Source organism: Planctomycetaceae bacterium, assembly GCA_041398825.1.
GTDB lineage: Bacteria > Planctomycetota > Planctomycetia > Planctomycetales > Planctomycetaceae > F1-80-MAGs062.
Window position 1 is genome coordinate 248,017 of record JAWKTX010000005.1, and the last position, 15,907, is coordinate 263,923.

Genomic DNA, 15,907 nt, shown 5'->3' on the forward strand with positions numbered 1-15,907 from the left:
GACAGCGTGGTCAGGGCCTGCGTTTGTTCAGATCGGGAAAGCACCGCTAATAACAGCCCTGTTGAAAAACGGGACTGGCTCAAGCAGGAGACCTTAAAACACGACGGTTTCCAGTCGTCCTGCGTGTCTGTCCCGATTTTTCAACGGACAGCTAACGACCCGGATGAGTTGATGAACCAGGTACTTCGAATGCCGGCGATCACGAAGCCCGCTTCTGACGCATGTCAGCCATGACGGACAAGTTCTGGACGCAGCAGGATGTCAGGTATTACGCGAGGAGGCAGGATGCCGGTAAGCCGTTCTTCCAGGCCGCTTCGAGTGAAGTAGAGCTTTTGATGATGCAGTCCCAGCAGATGCAGAATGGTTGCGTGGAAATCATGTACACTGACCGGGTTTTCAACGACAGCGTGGCCGAATTCATCGGTCGCACCATAAGTGGTTCCGCCTTTGATCCCACCGCCCGCCATCCAGGATGTGAATGCCTGCATGTTATGATCGCGGCCGGAATAGCCGTTTGCCGACTTCTGCGTTGTTGGCGTTCTGCCGAATTCGCCCCCCCAGACCACCAGAGTCGAATCCAGCAGGCCCCGCTCTTTTAAGTCCCGCAGCAACGCGGCGACGGGTTGATCGGTTCGTTCGCAGGCCCCGCGGTGATTCGCAGCCAGATCTGCGTGGCTATCCCACGGCTGTTCTTCCATAAAGATCTGAACAAATCGCACGCCCCGTTCCACAAGTCGGCGAGCGAGCAGGCAGCGTCGAGCGAAAGAATCGGTCCATCTTCCGCCAACGCCATACATTCGCTGTACTGCAAGTGTCTCTGATGAAAGGTCCAGTGCTTCGCCTGCAGACAACTGCATTCGGGCAGCCAGCCCATACGATTCAATTCGCGCATCCAGATCGGGATAGTTCGGTCGCTTGCGGCGATGGATCTCGTCCAGCCTGCCAAGCAGCTCGCGAGCGGTTGCTGTCACATCAGATGGCTGTTCATACTGCGGCGTCAGGTTCAGGACGGGAGATCCTGTTGGACGGAACGGTGTCCCCTGAAAAGTGGGCGGCAAAAAGCCGGCTGTCCAGTTGCGCGTTCCATTCTTTGGTGGTCCCAGTGGATCATTCAGAACGACATACGCTGGCAAATTCTGGTTCTCGGTGCCAAGTCCATAAACGGTCCATGCACCGAAGGTCGGGTATCCCATAAACAGGCGGCCGCTGTGGATCTTGTAAAGGGCATTGTCATGGTTGGGGTGGTCCGTCCACATCGAATTGATCAGGCAAATGTCATCCACCATTTGTGATGTCTGTGGCAGTACGTCTGCCATCCACATCCCGGACTCGCCGTGCCGTCGAAATTTGTACTTGCCCGCCATCATTACGCCGATGTCGGAAGTCCCCTGGTTCCCGATATCTTCGACGTTGCCCGGATACGGCTGTCCGTCCAGTCGCTTCAATTCGGGTTTCGGGTCGAACAGATCCATCTGGCTGGGGCCGCCATTCATAAACAAATGGATGACCGACCGAGCCTGTGGCTCATGATGTGGAGCACGCGGCTTAAGGTCCTGCGGAACAACATGATGTTGATCCGCCGCCACGGCCGAAGCACCGCCAAAGAAATCCTGATTCAGTAACCAGGTGACCGCCGCTCCAAAAACACCATCACACGTTCTTCCGAAGAAATCGCGTCGCGAACCATGACGAGTCACTTCGGTCAGAGACGTATTTGAGTTTGTATTTTCCGGAATCATTCGAATGAAGCCCAGAGCTGGCTGTGAAGCGTATTCCCGTCTTTGATCCGGCGTTTGCATTCCCGCCGGGCGCCTTGTGAATCATCGACTGGATTGAATCAGGAAAATCAACGAATTCAGAATCCGACACACAGGAGATTCTGAGCATCATGCATGTATTGAGCAAATGGTTTGCTAAAGTTCTGTCCCCAAACCCTGCCGGAATCCGCCAAAAATCGGAGTGATGGCCGGGACGACACAGTCTCCAGGAAAGTTCATAGTGATGTCGAACGACAAGCCAGCCGACCCCTCCAGTGAAGAAACCATACCGCTCGATCAGTTTCTCAAGCTGGCACACGTCGTTCAGTCCGGGGGGGAAGCAAAACACCTGATTCGGGAAGGCGCTGTGACCGTCAACGGCGAAGTTGAAACGCGTCGTGGGCGAAAGCTGAGAAACGGAGACCGAGTTACCGTGAATGGAGAAGACTTCGTCATCGAGACGGACTGATGCACGCGAATGCGTCGCTCCTGCTCGCAACAGGATTCACGTCGTCGTCCAGCCACTCCCCAGGGTTGCGTTTCAAACGGACTCAGATGGACTTTGCGACCTTGCGGGCAGTTGTTGAAAGTGGCAGTGAATCGACCTGCTCTCGGGACATCCATTGATAGCCTGAATCGATGCGAAGTTCGCTGTCATCTGTCAACGCGTTCAGACATAGCAACTGAATATGATAGCGCGTAACGGTGTGGCGGATCCATTGTGAGAACTCGAATCGAGTGATCTGCAGACCTGTCCGTTCCTTTACCATCGCCGTCCAGAAGGGCGACTCAAATGTATGCACGCCGGTTTCGTGGAATAACGAGGGCTGCTCCCTTCCTCTCCTGACAGCCTTTTTGAGGTTTCTGCTTTCCGGCGATGGGATACCGAAGTTTTGGAGAGAGGAGGGTTCGAAGTGCTCCGCGGGAACCTGAAAACGAATGAAGTCCCACAGTCCGGTCCAGCGTTCCCCGGGTTGACATTCTCGCAGCAGCCATTGGTTGCCGTGCCGGACAGCAAGACTGATTTCATGCAGTTGAGTAAACTCAGGCCGCGGTTTTGCCACGGGAATCTGCGCCTGCAGCCCCGCTTTGACCGATCCGCAGAACTTCACAAGCGGACAGTTTCCGCAATCCGGATCGACCGGCCGACAAACGGAAGACCCAATGTCCATGACGGCCTGATTGAAGTTGGCTGCTTCAGGGTCGCGACTGCTTTTCTTTCCTGCTGTCGCAGGGGACGCAATCCATTCCGCGAATTGCCACAACGCTTTCTGCCCTGCTGTGGATGCGGTGGGTTCGCGAAGTGCAAGCAATCGTGCATACAGTCTGGCCGTGTTTGCCTCGACAATGGGTGCATGCTGATGAAATGCAAAAGAAGCAATGGCGCCCGCTGTGTATCTGCCGACCCCCGGCAGCGTCATTAAATCCTCCAGCGCCGCAGGGAATTCTCCTGCGTATTGGTCGACAATCATTTGGGCTGCTTTGTGCAGGTTCCTCGCGCGGCTGTAGTAACCCAGACCCTCCCAAAGCCGAAGCACATCAGCCTGCTCCGCAGATGCGAGTGAATGCACATCCGGAAAGCGGGAAATGAACCGATCAAAGTACGGAATCACTGCTGCGACAGTGGTCTGCTGCAGCATGATTTCGCTGATCCATATTCGGTAGGGAACCGCAGAAACTCGCCATGGCAACTGTCGCCCGTGGGATTTATACCACTTCAGAACTGCCGTCCGGAACGAACGTTTCCATGCCGCATCAAAAGTGTCGGGCAATGCACTTTTCAGCGAGCCATCGGCCAGCTCGAGTTGAGACTGCTTTGTCGAATGAGACTTCTTCAACCGATTGTCTCAAAGCCTGACCACGGAACCGGACGAGATGCTTTCGGCTTCGGCCCAGCACATCTGTAATGCGGACAATGCAACGTCTCCGGAAAGCGGACCTGCCGATTTGCCCGTCGCGATCGCATCTACAGCGACCTGAAGTTCATTTGTGAACGCCGCGCACCATTTGCCGGTACCGGGCAATTCCGGATGAGTGACTTTGTTGTCATTTGAAATGACACTCAATTGTCGATTCGTGACCCATTCTCCGGCGAACGTGCCAGCGTCAAACATCAGCGTGGCGTTCTCGAAATAAAGTTCGAAACCGTGCGCAAACTGCAGTCCGCTTGCGGCGATTCCACCACTCACACATGTCACTGCCGGGCCATTTCTGTAGACGTAGGACGTATGGACATGATTGACAAATCCGTCCTGCAGGAGACCAGTTGAAAACACGGCTTCCGGCTTACCACAGGCGTGAGCAATGAAGTGGTTGTCGTGAATGTGAAGGTCGATGCCCCATCCACCAAGCTTTCTGAAGTCGGCCATGTCGCCAGACCAGTTCGGTCGACAGATCACGCGTTTAAAATGTGCCGCCAGAAGTTTGCCATATCGTTGTGTCTGCACTGCTTCCGAAGCAAATTGAAATTCAGGGAAGAATGGAAGTACGTGTGCGACCATAAGTGGTACGCCGGCCGCCGCGGCCGCCTGCACCATTTCGCTGGCTTCGTTCAGATCGACCGAGATTGGTTTTTCAACCAGCGTCGCTTTGCCCGCGCGAATTGACTCCATCACAATCGAATGATGTTTGTCGGTTGGAAGACAAATATCGACCAGGTCAATCTCCGGGTCTGCAAGCAGTTCGCGATAGTCGGAGTAGCACTTCAGGTCCGAAACATCGACCTGGCCACCTGGAGGACCAAAGTTCCCCTGGATCGATGTCCAGTCGCCTGCCAGCTTTTTCGGGTCACGCGTTGCAATGGCAGTGACTTTCCCGCCGCTAATATCACGCGCACCTTCAAAGTGCGTGTAACCCATAAAGCCAATGCCGATGATTCCGATACGTATCACGATGATGTCCCTGTGAATGTCGTTTGCAACCCTGGCAACAGAATTGACTGTGCAGCTGAAATGACCCGCCAACAATGATCCAGCGGCCGAAATTCTGACGGTTGTGCCCACCTTTGTCGACGCTACCCGTGATGGCTACTTGCGACGCCTGCGTTTCGTCTGATCTCGACGACCCTTTGTATGGCCCCTGCGATCTCGCTCCTGGCGTTCTGCAGAAGGCTGGCCGCGGCGATCTGCGGAAGACCGTGCTGCAGACCCCCGTCCTGGGGAATCCCCGGCGTTGTCGATGAATCGCAGGAATTCGCTCATTTCGCGGGGCATCGACGATTCGAAACGAAGCGATTCGTCCGTAATCGGGTGTCGAAATCCAAGCGTCGCGGCATGCAGGGCCAGGCGTTTGAATGGCCATCCGAGATGCTGCCAGAGATCGGGCCGGTATCGCATATCTCCCAAAATCGGATGTCCGGATTCGGCAAAATGGACACGGATCTGGTTGCGACGACCTGTCTCCAGCTGCACATGCACCTGTGTCACGCCGGAACTTCTTTGTGTCACCTGAGAATACTGTGTCACCTGAAAATGTGTGATGGCCAGCTCGCCGTCGTCCTCATCGTCCGTCGAAAAGCGGTTCAGGTTTTTCGCAGTGCTCAGGTAAGTTCGAAACGAGCCTTGAGCTTCTTCGATACGGCCGGCGACAATCGCGACGTATTGTCGGTCCGGCTTTCTCTGGCGAAACTGTTGCTGAATCTGCAAAGCGTCTTCTCGTGTTTTCCCGAACACCAGCAGTCCAGAAACGCCGCGATCCAGTCGGTGGACAACGAACGCGCCCCGGCCCCGACCTTCGTGCCTGACATGCTCGTTGATTCGCTGCTGCAGAGTATTTCGTTCGCCAGCATCGGTCGGTACGGTCAGAAGCTCGGCCGACTTTTCGACCACGATCAGGTGCGAGTCTTCATGGATGATCGAAAACCCATGGTGCGGCTTCTTTGCCGCTTTCGGCTTTGGCGAATACCGACGATTCGCTTCAAATCGAACAGCCAGTTGATCGCCTTCGCGAAGGCTTCGTCCGGGATTGGACTCTCGTTGCCCGTTAATCGTCACGCAGTCGTGGTCGAACAATCCGGTGATGTGAGAACGTGAACCGCCAAGCAGTTGTTGCACGCCACGATCTGCCCGCATGTTAATCAGGTCAGATTCCGGAGCGATTGTGAGTTCACGAAACTGCAGGGCCACGTCAGTTCAGTCAAACAGGAGTTCAGTCACCCAGGAGTTCAGTCACACAAGGAGTGGGGAACGCGGCAGCAACGCTTACTTGTCGTGTGCAATTTCCGTTTCACCCCAGACGGGCAGCAGTTTCAGGGCAACCGCCAGAATTCCCAGCGGCAGTAGCAGCACGATGGCCGCAGCGACTAGACCTTCCCTCCCGCCAACATGAACAGGGTATTCAACGAATCCCCGGAAGCTCTTTGAAAACAGCTGGCCGCCAACGACAACGTTCCATCGCATGGCCAGAACCTGCATCAGTACAAGGATCGACGCAACGGAACTCAGGAATGCCATCAATCGAGGATTCAGCGAAGGAATGATGGCGATCGCGAGCAGGCTGAAAGGCACGATCGATCCCAGCAGCACCTGAATCAGCCCGAACGAAACGCTCAGATGCTCAAAGATCAGCTCTCGCAGTACGTGCCATTCGGATCCGGCTTCGTAGCCCATATGAATGAGCTCCAGCATCTCCAGCGTGAACGCGCAAATCAAAGCGACCCAAAGATAACGCGACATCGATCGCAGACACTTCACGTCTGCTTTCACGCCACGCCGCCAGCTCAAAAACAGATACAGCAGAATCAGGGCAGCGATCCCGGAGACAATGGCTGAGATCAGAAAAATGACGGGCATCAAAGCCGTTGACCACCATGGATTTGCTTTGACCGCTCCAAAAAGAAATCCGACATAACCATGCAGTACGCACGCGGCCGGAATTCCGATGACGGCCAGAATACCGATGAGCCAGTGGTCCACGGCCAATGATTCGGGTGTGGCCTCTTTTTCGCCGAGTGCCAGAATACGATACAGCGTTCCCAGTTTCCCGGAGGTCTTACCCGCCAGAGCAATGAAGTCGGCTCGAAAGATCAGCCAGACTTCGACAACCAGTAACAGCATGTAAAAGTTGTAGATAAACCCAAAACCCGCCATGGCCGACGTCCCGCTGGGCGTGATCATGACATTGAAGGCGCGCTCTGGATGATGCAGGTGTAACAGTAACGGAATGGTTGCACAGGAGCAGAAACACAGGGCGGTTACGAGTGCCAGACGGGCGACGGGTTTCAGATCATCACGGCGAAACACATGATGCAGCGCGGAGACCACAAACGCACCAGCGACCAGCCCGGTCACATACGGATAGAGCACAATCATGATGCTCCATGCCGGGTGATGGTCATTTGGAAAGACGAAACCAGTTTCGCTCATGACTCTCTCTTCTCGTGAATCGGCCCTGTACCCATCGAATGACCTGCCGGCCTGCCAGACAACCCGGTGAAAAACGGGACTGGCTTGAGCAGGAGATCTTGAAACACGATGGTTTCAGTCGTCCTGCATGGCTGTCCCGGTTTTTCAACGGACCGCTAGACAACCTCGCCGGAAAGTCCGACGTAAAACAGCTTGGGGTGCGTTCCCAGATGTTCTTTGAGTACGTGGGTCGGAATTTCCTTCAGACGTTTGCTGATTTCACTGTTCGGGTCATCCAGCCGTCCAAAGATGCGAGCGCCGACGGGGCAGGCTTCGACACAGGCTGGTTTTTCATCTTTGGTGATCCGGTGGTAACACCACGTGCACTTGTCTGCATTGCCGGTGTCCGGGTTGATGAATCGCACACCATACGGACACGCCTGGACGCAGTAAGCGCATCCGATGCAACGATCCGGATCAACCAGTTCCACGCCCTCGGGAGAAGTAATCGACGCATGCACCGGACACACCTGATTGCAGGGAGCGTCCTCGCAGTGGTTGCAGAGCTTCGGTACAAAGTAAGCGCGATCAACGTCGTCCGGATTGATCGCCGCGATTTCTGAACCTTCAAATCCTGTTTCAGGGACCAGATCGACCTGAACGCGCCCGTCTTTAAAGTGCACAAACCGTTCAACCCATGTGCGAGCATAACCTTCGGGAACGTTGTTCTCCACTCGACATGCGGTCAGGCATTTTCCGGCGCCGATGCATTTTTCGGTGTCGACAATAAACCCGTAAAGAACATCCGATCGTCCAACCCCGGATTCCTCACCAACGGCAGCAGCTGCAGAAGCGGCATTTTCCAGCGTCAATTCGTCAACATTCGAACCGAGCTTGTCTGCGACGGCCTGAGCCACAGGAAGCACCGTCAGACTGAGGCCGCCAATTGTGACGGAGGTGGCTCGTGAAAGAAATTCGCGGCGCGTGGCTTCCGCCTGTGCGCTCATCGGTCCATGCGATGGAGCCGGGCTGCCGCACCCACACCCGCCACTGCCGTGAGATTGGTCGTGCGACCCACAGCCACCACTGCTGCAAGCCCCACTGCTGCAACCGCCGCCACTGGTTTCATTCAATATGTTCAGCAGAAAAGACATAACGTTTTCCTTGTGCAGGCAGAAGCCATTCAGGAATTTTAAAGGCCCGGGCTGTGACCGTCATGACACTCAAAACATACGTTGCGACCATTGACGTCTTCCGCGCCTTGTTCTTCCAGGTGTTCTGCAACAATGATGCTCCTGAAAGAGGCGGGCATCCCGACGACTCGCGTATGGCATGACAAACAAGTCGCGCGATCCTGTGTGACAAACAGATCCAGATGTGTCCGAAAGTCGCCGTCCCATTCCGCCGCCGGTGGAATCGCCACAGAATCGTCTTCTGCGTGAGCCAGAGCCAGCTTCATATGTTCGTGGCCGTTACCGTGGCAATGCATACAGGCAACGGCTTTGTGCGGAGAATCTTCGCGAGCCTCCCCCACGTCGGAATGGCACTGCAGACACTTGTTGTCCGCCGTGAAAATCATGGGGTCCGATGCAATATCATCCAATGCCGAAGCGCGATAGGGCCCCAGGTCGCCATAGTCTGCGGGAACGAAAATTTCCCTCGCGAAAAAAGCACCGGCCCCGGAAGCAACAATCAGAAACCCCAGGATCCAGAGATGCCGCGCATGTCGCGAAAACAGTAGTCGCAGGTTCATATCAGGACTTTCGTACGTCGCGATCTTGTCTTGTCCGTGTCACAGCAGCGGGCGAACACTCACCCTTTGCACGGGGCTTTGTCATGGCAACGTACTGAACTTAAGTGACGGATGCGATGTAAATGGGCAGGAAGAACCGAAGGGAAGGAAAGTGGTGGGGAGGGAAGGAACCGAGAATCCGGGATGATTCTACCTGTTCACTCTACCCGGCTGCGAAAACGATTGTCAAGTTTCGCTTTTTTCCTGTTTCTTGGCCGCCTGGTAGGCCTGCTCCATTTGTTGTAGTGTTGCATCAGCAATGGGCAATCCCTGTTGGGCCATGGCTTTTTCGATTGCCTGAAAGCGCCGGCTGAATTTCGCGTTGCTCTTGCGAAGAGCTTCTTCCGGATTGATGCCCCACCGGCGACCAATATTCGCCAGCACGAACAGGATGTCGCCCAGTTCGGATTCTGCCCGTTCAAATTGCGCAGAATCAGTGATGGGCGCATCGGGCACGACCGCTGAATCGACGGATGCTGCGATATGAGGCACCGATTCGCTGCCAAACAGCTCAACGGACAGCTCATTCAATTCTTCCGTCAGCTTGTCGAACAGCATCCTTCGATCCGGGAAGTCGTATCCAACCGCAGCAGCGCGCGCAGTAATACGAGCGGCACGCGCTAATTCCGGCAGCGCAGCCGGAATCCCGTCCAGCTGCGATTCGCGTTTCGGCTTTTCCTTCTGCTTAATGGCATACCAGTTCTTCCTGACGTCCTCGGTTGTATCGGCACGGACGTCTCCAAAGACATGCGGATGGCGTGCGACCATCTTGTCTGCGATCTGCCGGATCACTTCCAGCAGACCAAATCGTTCCTCGTCGGCCGCAATCTGAGCATCCAGCACAACCTGCAGCAGGACGTCGCCCAGCTCTTCCTGAATGGCCGCATTGTCGTCCGAATCAATCGCTTCCAGAAGTTCATACGTTTCTTCCAGCGTATACGGCTTGATGGATTTCATGGTCTGTTGACGATCCCACGGGCACCCGTCCGGTGCGCGCAGACGGGCAACCACTTCAACCAGGCGTTGAAATTCCGGCAACAGGGTTTTGAAATCCGGAGGCGTACCGGGAGATCCTTCCGCTTGTGAGGCCGCCGGAACAACAGAACGGGGTTCAGAATCAGTCGACATCTGTGCCAGATTCTCTAATGGTCAAGCCGGAATCTCTTGGAACGATGCACGCACGGTGCGCGCGATCTCAGGAAGCCCGAACGGCGGCTCGAGCAGGCTGTTGACCTCCCTCCCGGCGCCAGATGTGACCCGGCAGACGCAATCCCGGATCGTCGGACAACCGGTCCTTGTACCCGGAATCGCGTTCATCTGCCACCGGTGGCTACAGCGGGCCGTTACACCTGATTGGTGATCATCTGCGGCTGGCTTCCGTCCGGCATCCAGAACGGCTTTGCCGCGATGGCTTCATTAATGCGCCGCACGACTTCTTCATCGCTCGGATACGGAGATTTCAGAGCCGGCTTCAGCGGCAAAGGAAGTTCGTCCATGCGATAGGCCGTTCCCGGAGCCGCAATTCCCTGAGGCGCCGTGGTAATGTGAACTCGCGCCAGACGACTGGTGTGAGTCACATGCGGATCCAGACAAATTGTCGGAATGCGTTTCAAATGATCGATGGCTGGTTGAGGCATAGTCGCACCGGGATCAGCACCGATGATGAACGCCGCATCACAGTCGCCACGCACCAGCACGTCCACGGTGGAGAATTCGCCCGGGTTGTACCGCGGATAACCACGATTAAACGTGATGCCGAATGGATACCCGGTCTGCCAGCGCATAATGACGTCGGCCCCGGTGACATTTCCATGACCCCGCATCGGCATGGCCACGAACTTGGTAAACGCATTCATTTCGGCAGCCAGCGTCAGCAATGCCGCGCTGTTCATGTGCTTGCCGCGCGTCATCGACAGGCCCATGCCAAAGAACATGCAACCAAACTTGCAGCTCTTCATGCGGTGAACAAGATCGTCCAGTATTTCCCGGGTCAAACCGGTTTCGGCAATCGCTTCATCGCGAACGGGCTGGTCCTTAATCAGAGCTCGCAGAATCGTGATCAGTTCAAAATCTTTTCCTGGCCGCACCTGCAGAAAAATGTCGGCGGCTTTCGCGCTTTTGGTTTCGCGAATGTCGACCAGCACCATCGTGCGGTCCTTGCGCCCGCGGGGCAGAAACTTTGATTTCTGCATGATGGTGTATTTCGTGAAGTGGCGAGGATGGCATTCCGCCGGGTTACCTCCCCAATACACGATAAAGTCGGCTCGCTGTTTGACTTCGCCCAGAGTACACGTGACTTTGCCACCCAACTGGGCGGCGATTTCGGTTGGACCGTGTCAAAGCGATGTGTGACTGTCGAGCAGCCCTCCCAGCATGTCGGCCATCGCAACGCACTCTTTTTGTGCTTCGCACGTCGTGTTGCTCATACCGTAAACCAGCGGCATGTCGGCTTCGTGCAGCAGCGTCGCCGCCATCTGAATGGCGTCTTCCAGTGCGGCTGGCTGACCGTCAATCAAGGCGGCCGGGTATTTTTCTTCGGCCGTGTGATTCAGAAACCATGACGTCCCCAGCACGCACGCTTTCCTGGCTTCGTGGATGCGAACTTCGTCATGATGCAGTTGAATATCGTCACAAACGCAGCCACAAAAAGTGCAGGTGGCGTTATTGATGATTTGAAGAGTCATAGGTTCGCAGCCATTCACGAGGGGAGGCAGTTGGACAGGGGCTAAGTGCTTCGCGAAGTGTTCTCAGCCTTTACATTCGGTGTCGCCTGGACCAGACGACGGAACGGTGAAGGTTCAGCCAAGTGCTCGGCCGGGATTGCTGCCACGGGTTCGTCGCGGCATAAATCGGCCTTCTTCCACTTCAGTCCAGGGAGCCACATTTTCGGTGGCGTCGTTTTCCGTTGAAAAGTGAGGGCTCTGTGGCCCGGCCAGCCTGGAATTGATGGGTTGTTGTTTCATGGCGGGATGTTCGTGTCCGGGGTGGGGTGAAAATTTTGAGTGATCAGCAACTACCTGATTCTTCGGCAAATTGATCATCCGGATGAATCAGATTCGGGTCAAGTCTGAATGGACCGGCCAACAGGTGACGCGGGCGGAGTGTGAGTTTAACATCCTGTGCTCTCAATGCCGCGAGAAATTCGTGATTACGAATAACCCGACCCAATTTACGTTTGCCCGGGTGTCGAATACCAGCCCGGCATTCCACAAACAATCGCGCGATCAGGAATGCCGGATATGCTGGGACGAATCATTCTGATTCGATCTGCCAGCAGTCCGTTGCAAAACGGGCCTGGCTCGAGCAGGAAACCTCAAAACACGACGGTTTCCAGTCGTGCTGCGGGCCTTTCCCGATTTTTCAACGGACAGTTAGCTGAACTTCGGGACAGGTCAGCCTGGTTTCGATCCTACAGTGGGATGACTTCGACTTCCCAACCCTTCGACATGGGCATCCCGGTCCCGTCGGTGTCGCCGCCCATCAGCTTGCAGGTTGGTGGGCCATAGGGAACGAAGATCATTCCCTGAGGAATCTTCCCCGATTCACAACGAAACTGCGCTTCGCCGAATTCTGTCCGGACGATAGCCATCTGGCCTTCACCCAAACCAATTGATGCCATGTCACCAGGCTCCATGGTCATCGTATTGGTGAGCTCCTGATATTCTGCTGAATCTTTGCCAACGTTGATCAGCGTTCCCTGCTTTGCAGAGCGTGCCGCGTTCAGGATGAATCGTCGTGAAGTCATTGGGGGTACTCTGGTTCTATGAGCTCAGGCGGTGTCAGGCAGCTTTGGGTACGAAGCCGTGAGGCGCCGCAGAACAACAGTGTGCGTTGAACAACAGTGTCAGTTCAGTATTAGTGTCATCTCAGTATTCGTGTCAGGGAGGTAGTCGGTGCAGGTGGAAGTGATGCGGACCCAGTTTGCCACCATAGTTGCCGGCTGAAATTCGCAGTACACCGGGCATTTCTGAAACCGTCTCCAATCCGAGCTTCATAGCGGTGGCGACAGCGGCCTCGCTGAATCCATCAATTACAATTTCGTAGACGGCTCTCTCGCCCTCCTGCAGCTCTGTTTGAGTCTGTCCAGTCAGTGTCGGGCACCATTTGTCATTCGTACTGGCTTTCAGTTGCGGGTACTTCGAACCTACTTTTGAACCACTGCGCACGATGCCAGCCGGAAACGGCAGGATGACGTCCTTCAGTGTACTGATGGCTGCTACGGCAGCTCGCACGGCCGCCAGCGTTTCGGACTGAGTCCGCCCGGCCACAAGCAGGTTTCCGCCACCGATTCCTTTCACTGTGCCGAATACATCCTCGCAAAGAAATTCGCCATCCATCACCGGAATACGCCAGAATCGACGATTCTCAAGCTTCTTTGCAATCTGAAAGCCGTCTCCAAAATATCTGAGCTGAGCACCCACTTTGATGCGGTCCTCTTTGGGGCAGTCAATCAGTCCGGAATAACAGGCCGTCGTTGGGCAGGTCAGCACATTCTGGCCGACCCGGGCGGCCATGGCCTTCTCCAGCCCCTTCCGGCTGAATGCGAATGCCAGCACGGACACACCAGGACGACCGTCGGGCGTTTCGTCTTCCTCCAGAAATCGCTCGACCCCGGCCTCTGTATCACAGCCGATGACGCTGGACGCATTACCGCAAAACTCCTGAGCGGCGATGAACACGAGGTCCAGATCGATGGCCGTGATGATCATCCGCGTTCCGACCATCGGAAATGCTTCGGCAAAAGTATCATCAATGATGGGGTGTTCAGACATGTGGGTAGGCGTTCGATGGACAGACAAGCGAGTGCAGAGTTACCAGACTCAGAAGTCTACCAACCCCGTCTCAATTCGCCACGCGTTCAGCGGTATCACTCGAATTGCTCCATCCAAATCCCGTGAAAAGCCAATCCTGTGCACGGGAACCGAACTCCGTCGCTGTCCCGCTTTTCAACGGACAGCTAACCGTCCGTTCAAACGCATTTGCGCACCTTCACGGGACATTCCTCCCTCGCAAACGCAGCAGGTTGCCATTCGCCAATGGGTAGTTAACTGTTCATTTTCTGATGGCTTGTGACAGATGTGACGGCATCGCGGATCATGCCAGCAGATTGGGTTACTGGTTCTGTCAGGCGTCCTGAAAGCTTAGTCAGGTTGAAACGTTAACTACACCGAAAACGTTGACAGGTGGCAGAACAGGAGGTCCCGTTGCCACTCTGCGAAAAGTCAAAGGCGGCAAGGAGGCCGGTAAAGTGCCACGACGATCATCCTGGTTATCGATACAGTTTTGTGCGAGTCTTACGCTCGCCTGCGGCCTTGCTGGATGTCGTACGCCGGCCGTTCAATGCTGCACGACTACCTTTCTCGGCCGAGCAATGACTCCAGCCGACAGTACACCGGTTGACGAGTCGGCAGAAATTGCCGATGCGAACGCTGGCAGTTCGACGCCGATGGATCCACAGGACGATCAGCTGTCCCCGGGAATCGACAACAATACCGGCGATGTTGCGGTCTCCCTGATTTCTCGACAGAAGAATTACGAGGCAGACCCGGGCGAAGCCCTTGTAACGCCGGGAAGTTCGTCACCTCAGGATGGACTCCGGTTTGAAATCCCTCGTGACTTACCTGGCTCCGATGCCGCTCCGCTCAGGGTGCCGCCCATCGATCCAACCGTGCCGGCGGATCAGCGCCGGTCAATTGTCGAATCGCTTTTTCCGGATGTTGCCCCCGTCGTGGATAATGTCGATCCTGCGGCCGAGGACCGACTCTCACTGGCATCCCTGCAACAGATGGCGCTGAACAACAGTCCGGTCATCCGTCAGGCAGCCGCGGATGTGGAGAAGGCTCGCGGAACAGCCGTGCAGGCCGGTTTGTATCCCAACCCAATCGTAGGCTATGAAGGAGACAGCATCGGGACCGGCAAAACGGCTGGCTACAACGGGCTGTTTGTCACGCAGGAATTTGTGACAGCCGATAAGCTCACCCTTGCACAAAGTGCGGCGGCGATGGAAATGCGAGCCGCTGAGGCCGAATTGCGAAAGGCTCGCATCACTCTGGCCAGCAACGTTCGCCGCGCGTATTTCAAGCTGCTGGTGGCTCAGGAACAGGTTCGGTTTAATCGGGCCATCGCGAAACTCAGTGAAGAAGTCTTTCGAGCCCAGATTGATTTGGTCAGCGGTGGCGAAGCAGCACCTTACGAACCGCTGCAATTGCGGGTGTTTGCGGTCCAGGCTCGCAACGGCGTCGTTCAGGCTCAAAATCATCTGCAGGCTTCGTGGCGACAGCTCGCTGCGACCCTGGGTACACCTCACCTGCCGCGACACACCGTTGCCGGTTCGGTCGAAATGAGTATTCCTGACCTGGATTATGATCAGGCTGCCGGGATTCTGATGGTGCGACATTCTGATATCTCCGCGGCCCGGTCGCGTATCGCCAGTGCTTCCTGCAACCTGCGTCTGCAACAGGTCACTCCTATTCCAAACATCACCGTGTACGGAACGTTTCAGCACGATGACACAACTCCGCTGTCTGATTTCGCTTCCAATTTGCAGGTGTCGGTTCCTGTCCCGGTTTTCAACAAGAATCAGGGCAACATCGCTACTGCTCATGGTCAGCTCGTGCGTGCCAATAACGATCTGTCGCAAACACAAAATGATCTGCTGGCCCGGCTCGCAGAAATTCATGCCCGTCGCTCATCTGCCCGCGTGATTGTAGACAGCTACCGCAAAGATCTGCTGCCGGATCAGGTTCGCGTGTATCGAGGAGTTTACGAACGGTTCCGTCTGGATGGTGGCTCAATCGATTTTTCACAGTTGGTTGTCGCTCAGCAAACGTTGTCTCAGGTGGTCACCAGCTACCTGCAGGCATTGATGGAACAATGGGATGCCACCGTCGACATCGCAGAAATCATGCAGGTCGATGATATGGTGACCATGGATGGACTCGCGACCATGCCCCGAAACTGAGAGGATTGTTGAAGACTGGAATCCAGGCAGACGCGGGGCTACCGTACCTTTGGCG

14 protein-coding genes and 1 pseudogene are annotated in these 15,907 nt (G+C 55.5%); 2 read left to right on the forward strand and 13 right to left on the reverse strand.

What is annotated here, in order from left to right; translation table 11 throughout:
• Window positions 1–224 precede the first annotated feature (224 nt).
• A complete protein-coding gene (locus tag R3C20_11270; GenBank protein MEZ6041080.1) occupies window positions 225–1,799 on the reverse strand; it encodes a DUF1501 domain-containing protein in 1,575 nt (524 codons plus the stop codon).
• A gap of 202 nt (window positions 1,800–2,001) precedes the next feature.
• Here R3C20_11270 and R3C20_11275 point away from each other — a divergent pair, with 202 nt between their 5' ends.
• The gene (locus tag R3C20_11275; protein MEZ6041081.1) at window positions 2,002–2,226 is read left to right on the forward strand and encodes an RNA-binding S4 domain-containing protein; all 225 of its coding nucleotides are present in this window, start codon (window positions 2,002–2,004) and stop codon (window positions 2,224–2,226) included.
• Window positions 2,227–2,308: 82 nt separating this feature from the next.
• Here the strand turns inward: R3C20_11275 and R3C20_11280 are convergent, their stop codons facing one another.
• The 12 genes and pseudogenes from R3C20_11280 to fhcD all read right to left on the reverse strand — a co-directional run bounded on the left by R3C20_11280 (window position 2,309) and on the right by fhcD (window position 13,663).
• Window positions 2,309–3,595, reverse strand: coding sequence for an A/G-specific adenine glycosylase (locus tag R3C20_11280; GenBank protein MEZ6041082.1), 1,287 nt, complete (start codon window positions 3,593–3,595; stop codon window positions 2,309–2,311).
• 9 nt (window positions 3,596–3,604) lie between these two features.
• Complete coding sequence (locus R3C20_11285; protein ID MEZ6041083.1) at window positions 3,605–4,648, reverse strand: Gfo/Idh/MocA family oxidoreductase; 1,044 nt, start codon at window positions 4,646–4,648, stop codon at window positions 3,605–3,607.
• A gap of 135 nt (window positions 4,649–4,783) precedes the next feature.
• On the reverse strand, window positions 4,784–5,881 hold the full coding sequence (locus R3C20_11290) for an RluA family pseudouridine synthase (GenBank protein ID MEZ6041084.1): 1,098 nt from the start codon (window positions 5,879–5,881) through the stop codon (window positions 4,784–4,786).
• 75 nt (window positions 5,882–5,956) lie between these two features.
• A complete protein-coding gene (gene nrfD / locus R3C20_11295; GenBank protein MEZ6041085.1) occupies window positions 5,957–7,120 on the reverse strand; it encodes an NrfD/PsrC family molybdoenzyme membrane anchor subunit in 1,164 nt (387 codons plus the stop codon).
• Window positions 7,121–7,275: 155 nt separating this feature from the next.
• The gene (locus R3C20_11300; protein ID MEZ6041086.1) at window positions 7,276–8,253 is read right to left on the reverse strand and encodes a 4Fe-4S dicluster domain-containing protein; all 978 of its coding nucleotides are present in this window, start codon (window positions 8,251–8,253) and stop codon (window positions 7,276–7,278) included.
• A gap of 38 nt (window positions 8,254–8,291) precedes the next feature.
• Window positions 8,292–8,852 (reverse strand): hypothetical protein, encoded by a 561-nt coding sequence (locus R3C20_11305; GenBank protein MEZ6041087.1) that lies wholly within the window; start codon window positions 8,850–8,852, stop codon window positions 8,292–8,294.
• A 225-nt stretch (window positions 8,853–9,077) separates the two neighbouring features.
• On the reverse strand, window positions 9,078–10,019 hold the full coding sequence (mazG, locus tag R3C20_11310; protein MEZ6041088.1) for a nucleoside triphosphate pyrophosphohydrolase: 942 nt from the start codon (window positions 10,017–10,019) through the stop codon (window positions 9,078–9,080).
• 215 nt (window positions 10,020–10,234) lie between these two features.
• Window positions 10,235–11,215, reverse strand: a pseudogene (locus tag R3C20_11315) (formylmethanofuran dehydrogenase subunit B).
• A 12-nt stretch (window positions 11,216–11,227) separates the two neighbouring features.
• Complete coding sequence (locus R3C20_11320; protein ID MEZ6041089.1) at window positions 11,228–11,575, reverse strand: hypothetical protein; 348 nt, start codon at window positions 11,573–11,575, stop codon at window positions 11,228–11,230.
• A 114-nt stretch (window positions 11,576–11,689) separates the two neighbouring features.
• Window positions 11,690–11,854 carry a hypothetical protein gene (locus R3C20_11325; protein MEZ6041090.1) on the reverse strand — a complete coding sequence of 55 codons (165 nt, stop codon included), beginning with the start codon at window positions 11,852–11,854 and terminating at the stop codon, window positions 11,690–11,692.
• Window positions 11,855–12,300: 446 nt separating this feature from the next.
• Window positions 12,301–12,636 carry a molybdopterin dinucleotide binding domain-containing protein gene (locus R3C20_11330; protein MEZ6041091.1) on the reverse strand — a complete coding sequence of 112 codons (336 nt, stop codon included), beginning with the start codon at window positions 12,634–12,636 and terminating at the stop codon, window positions 12,301–12,303.
• A 133-nt stretch (window positions 12,637–12,769) separates the two neighbouring features.
• Complete coding sequence (gene fhcD, locus R3C20_11335) at window positions 12,770–13,663, reverse strand: formylmethanofuran--tetrahydromethanopterin N-formyltransferase (protein ID MEZ6041092.1); 894 nt, start codon at window positions 13,661–13,663, stop codon at window positions 12,770–12,772.
• Window positions 13,664–14,262: 599 nt separating this feature from the next.
• On the opposite strand from fhcD, the gene R3C20_11340 reads away from it, so the two are divergent.
• Complete coding sequence (locus R3C20_11340) at window positions 14,263–15,852, forward strand: TolC family protein (protein ID MEZ6041093.1); 1,590 nt, start codon at window positions 14,263–14,265, stop codon at window positions 15,850–15,852.
• The last annotated feature ends 55 nt before the right edge of the window (window positions 15,853–15,907 follow it).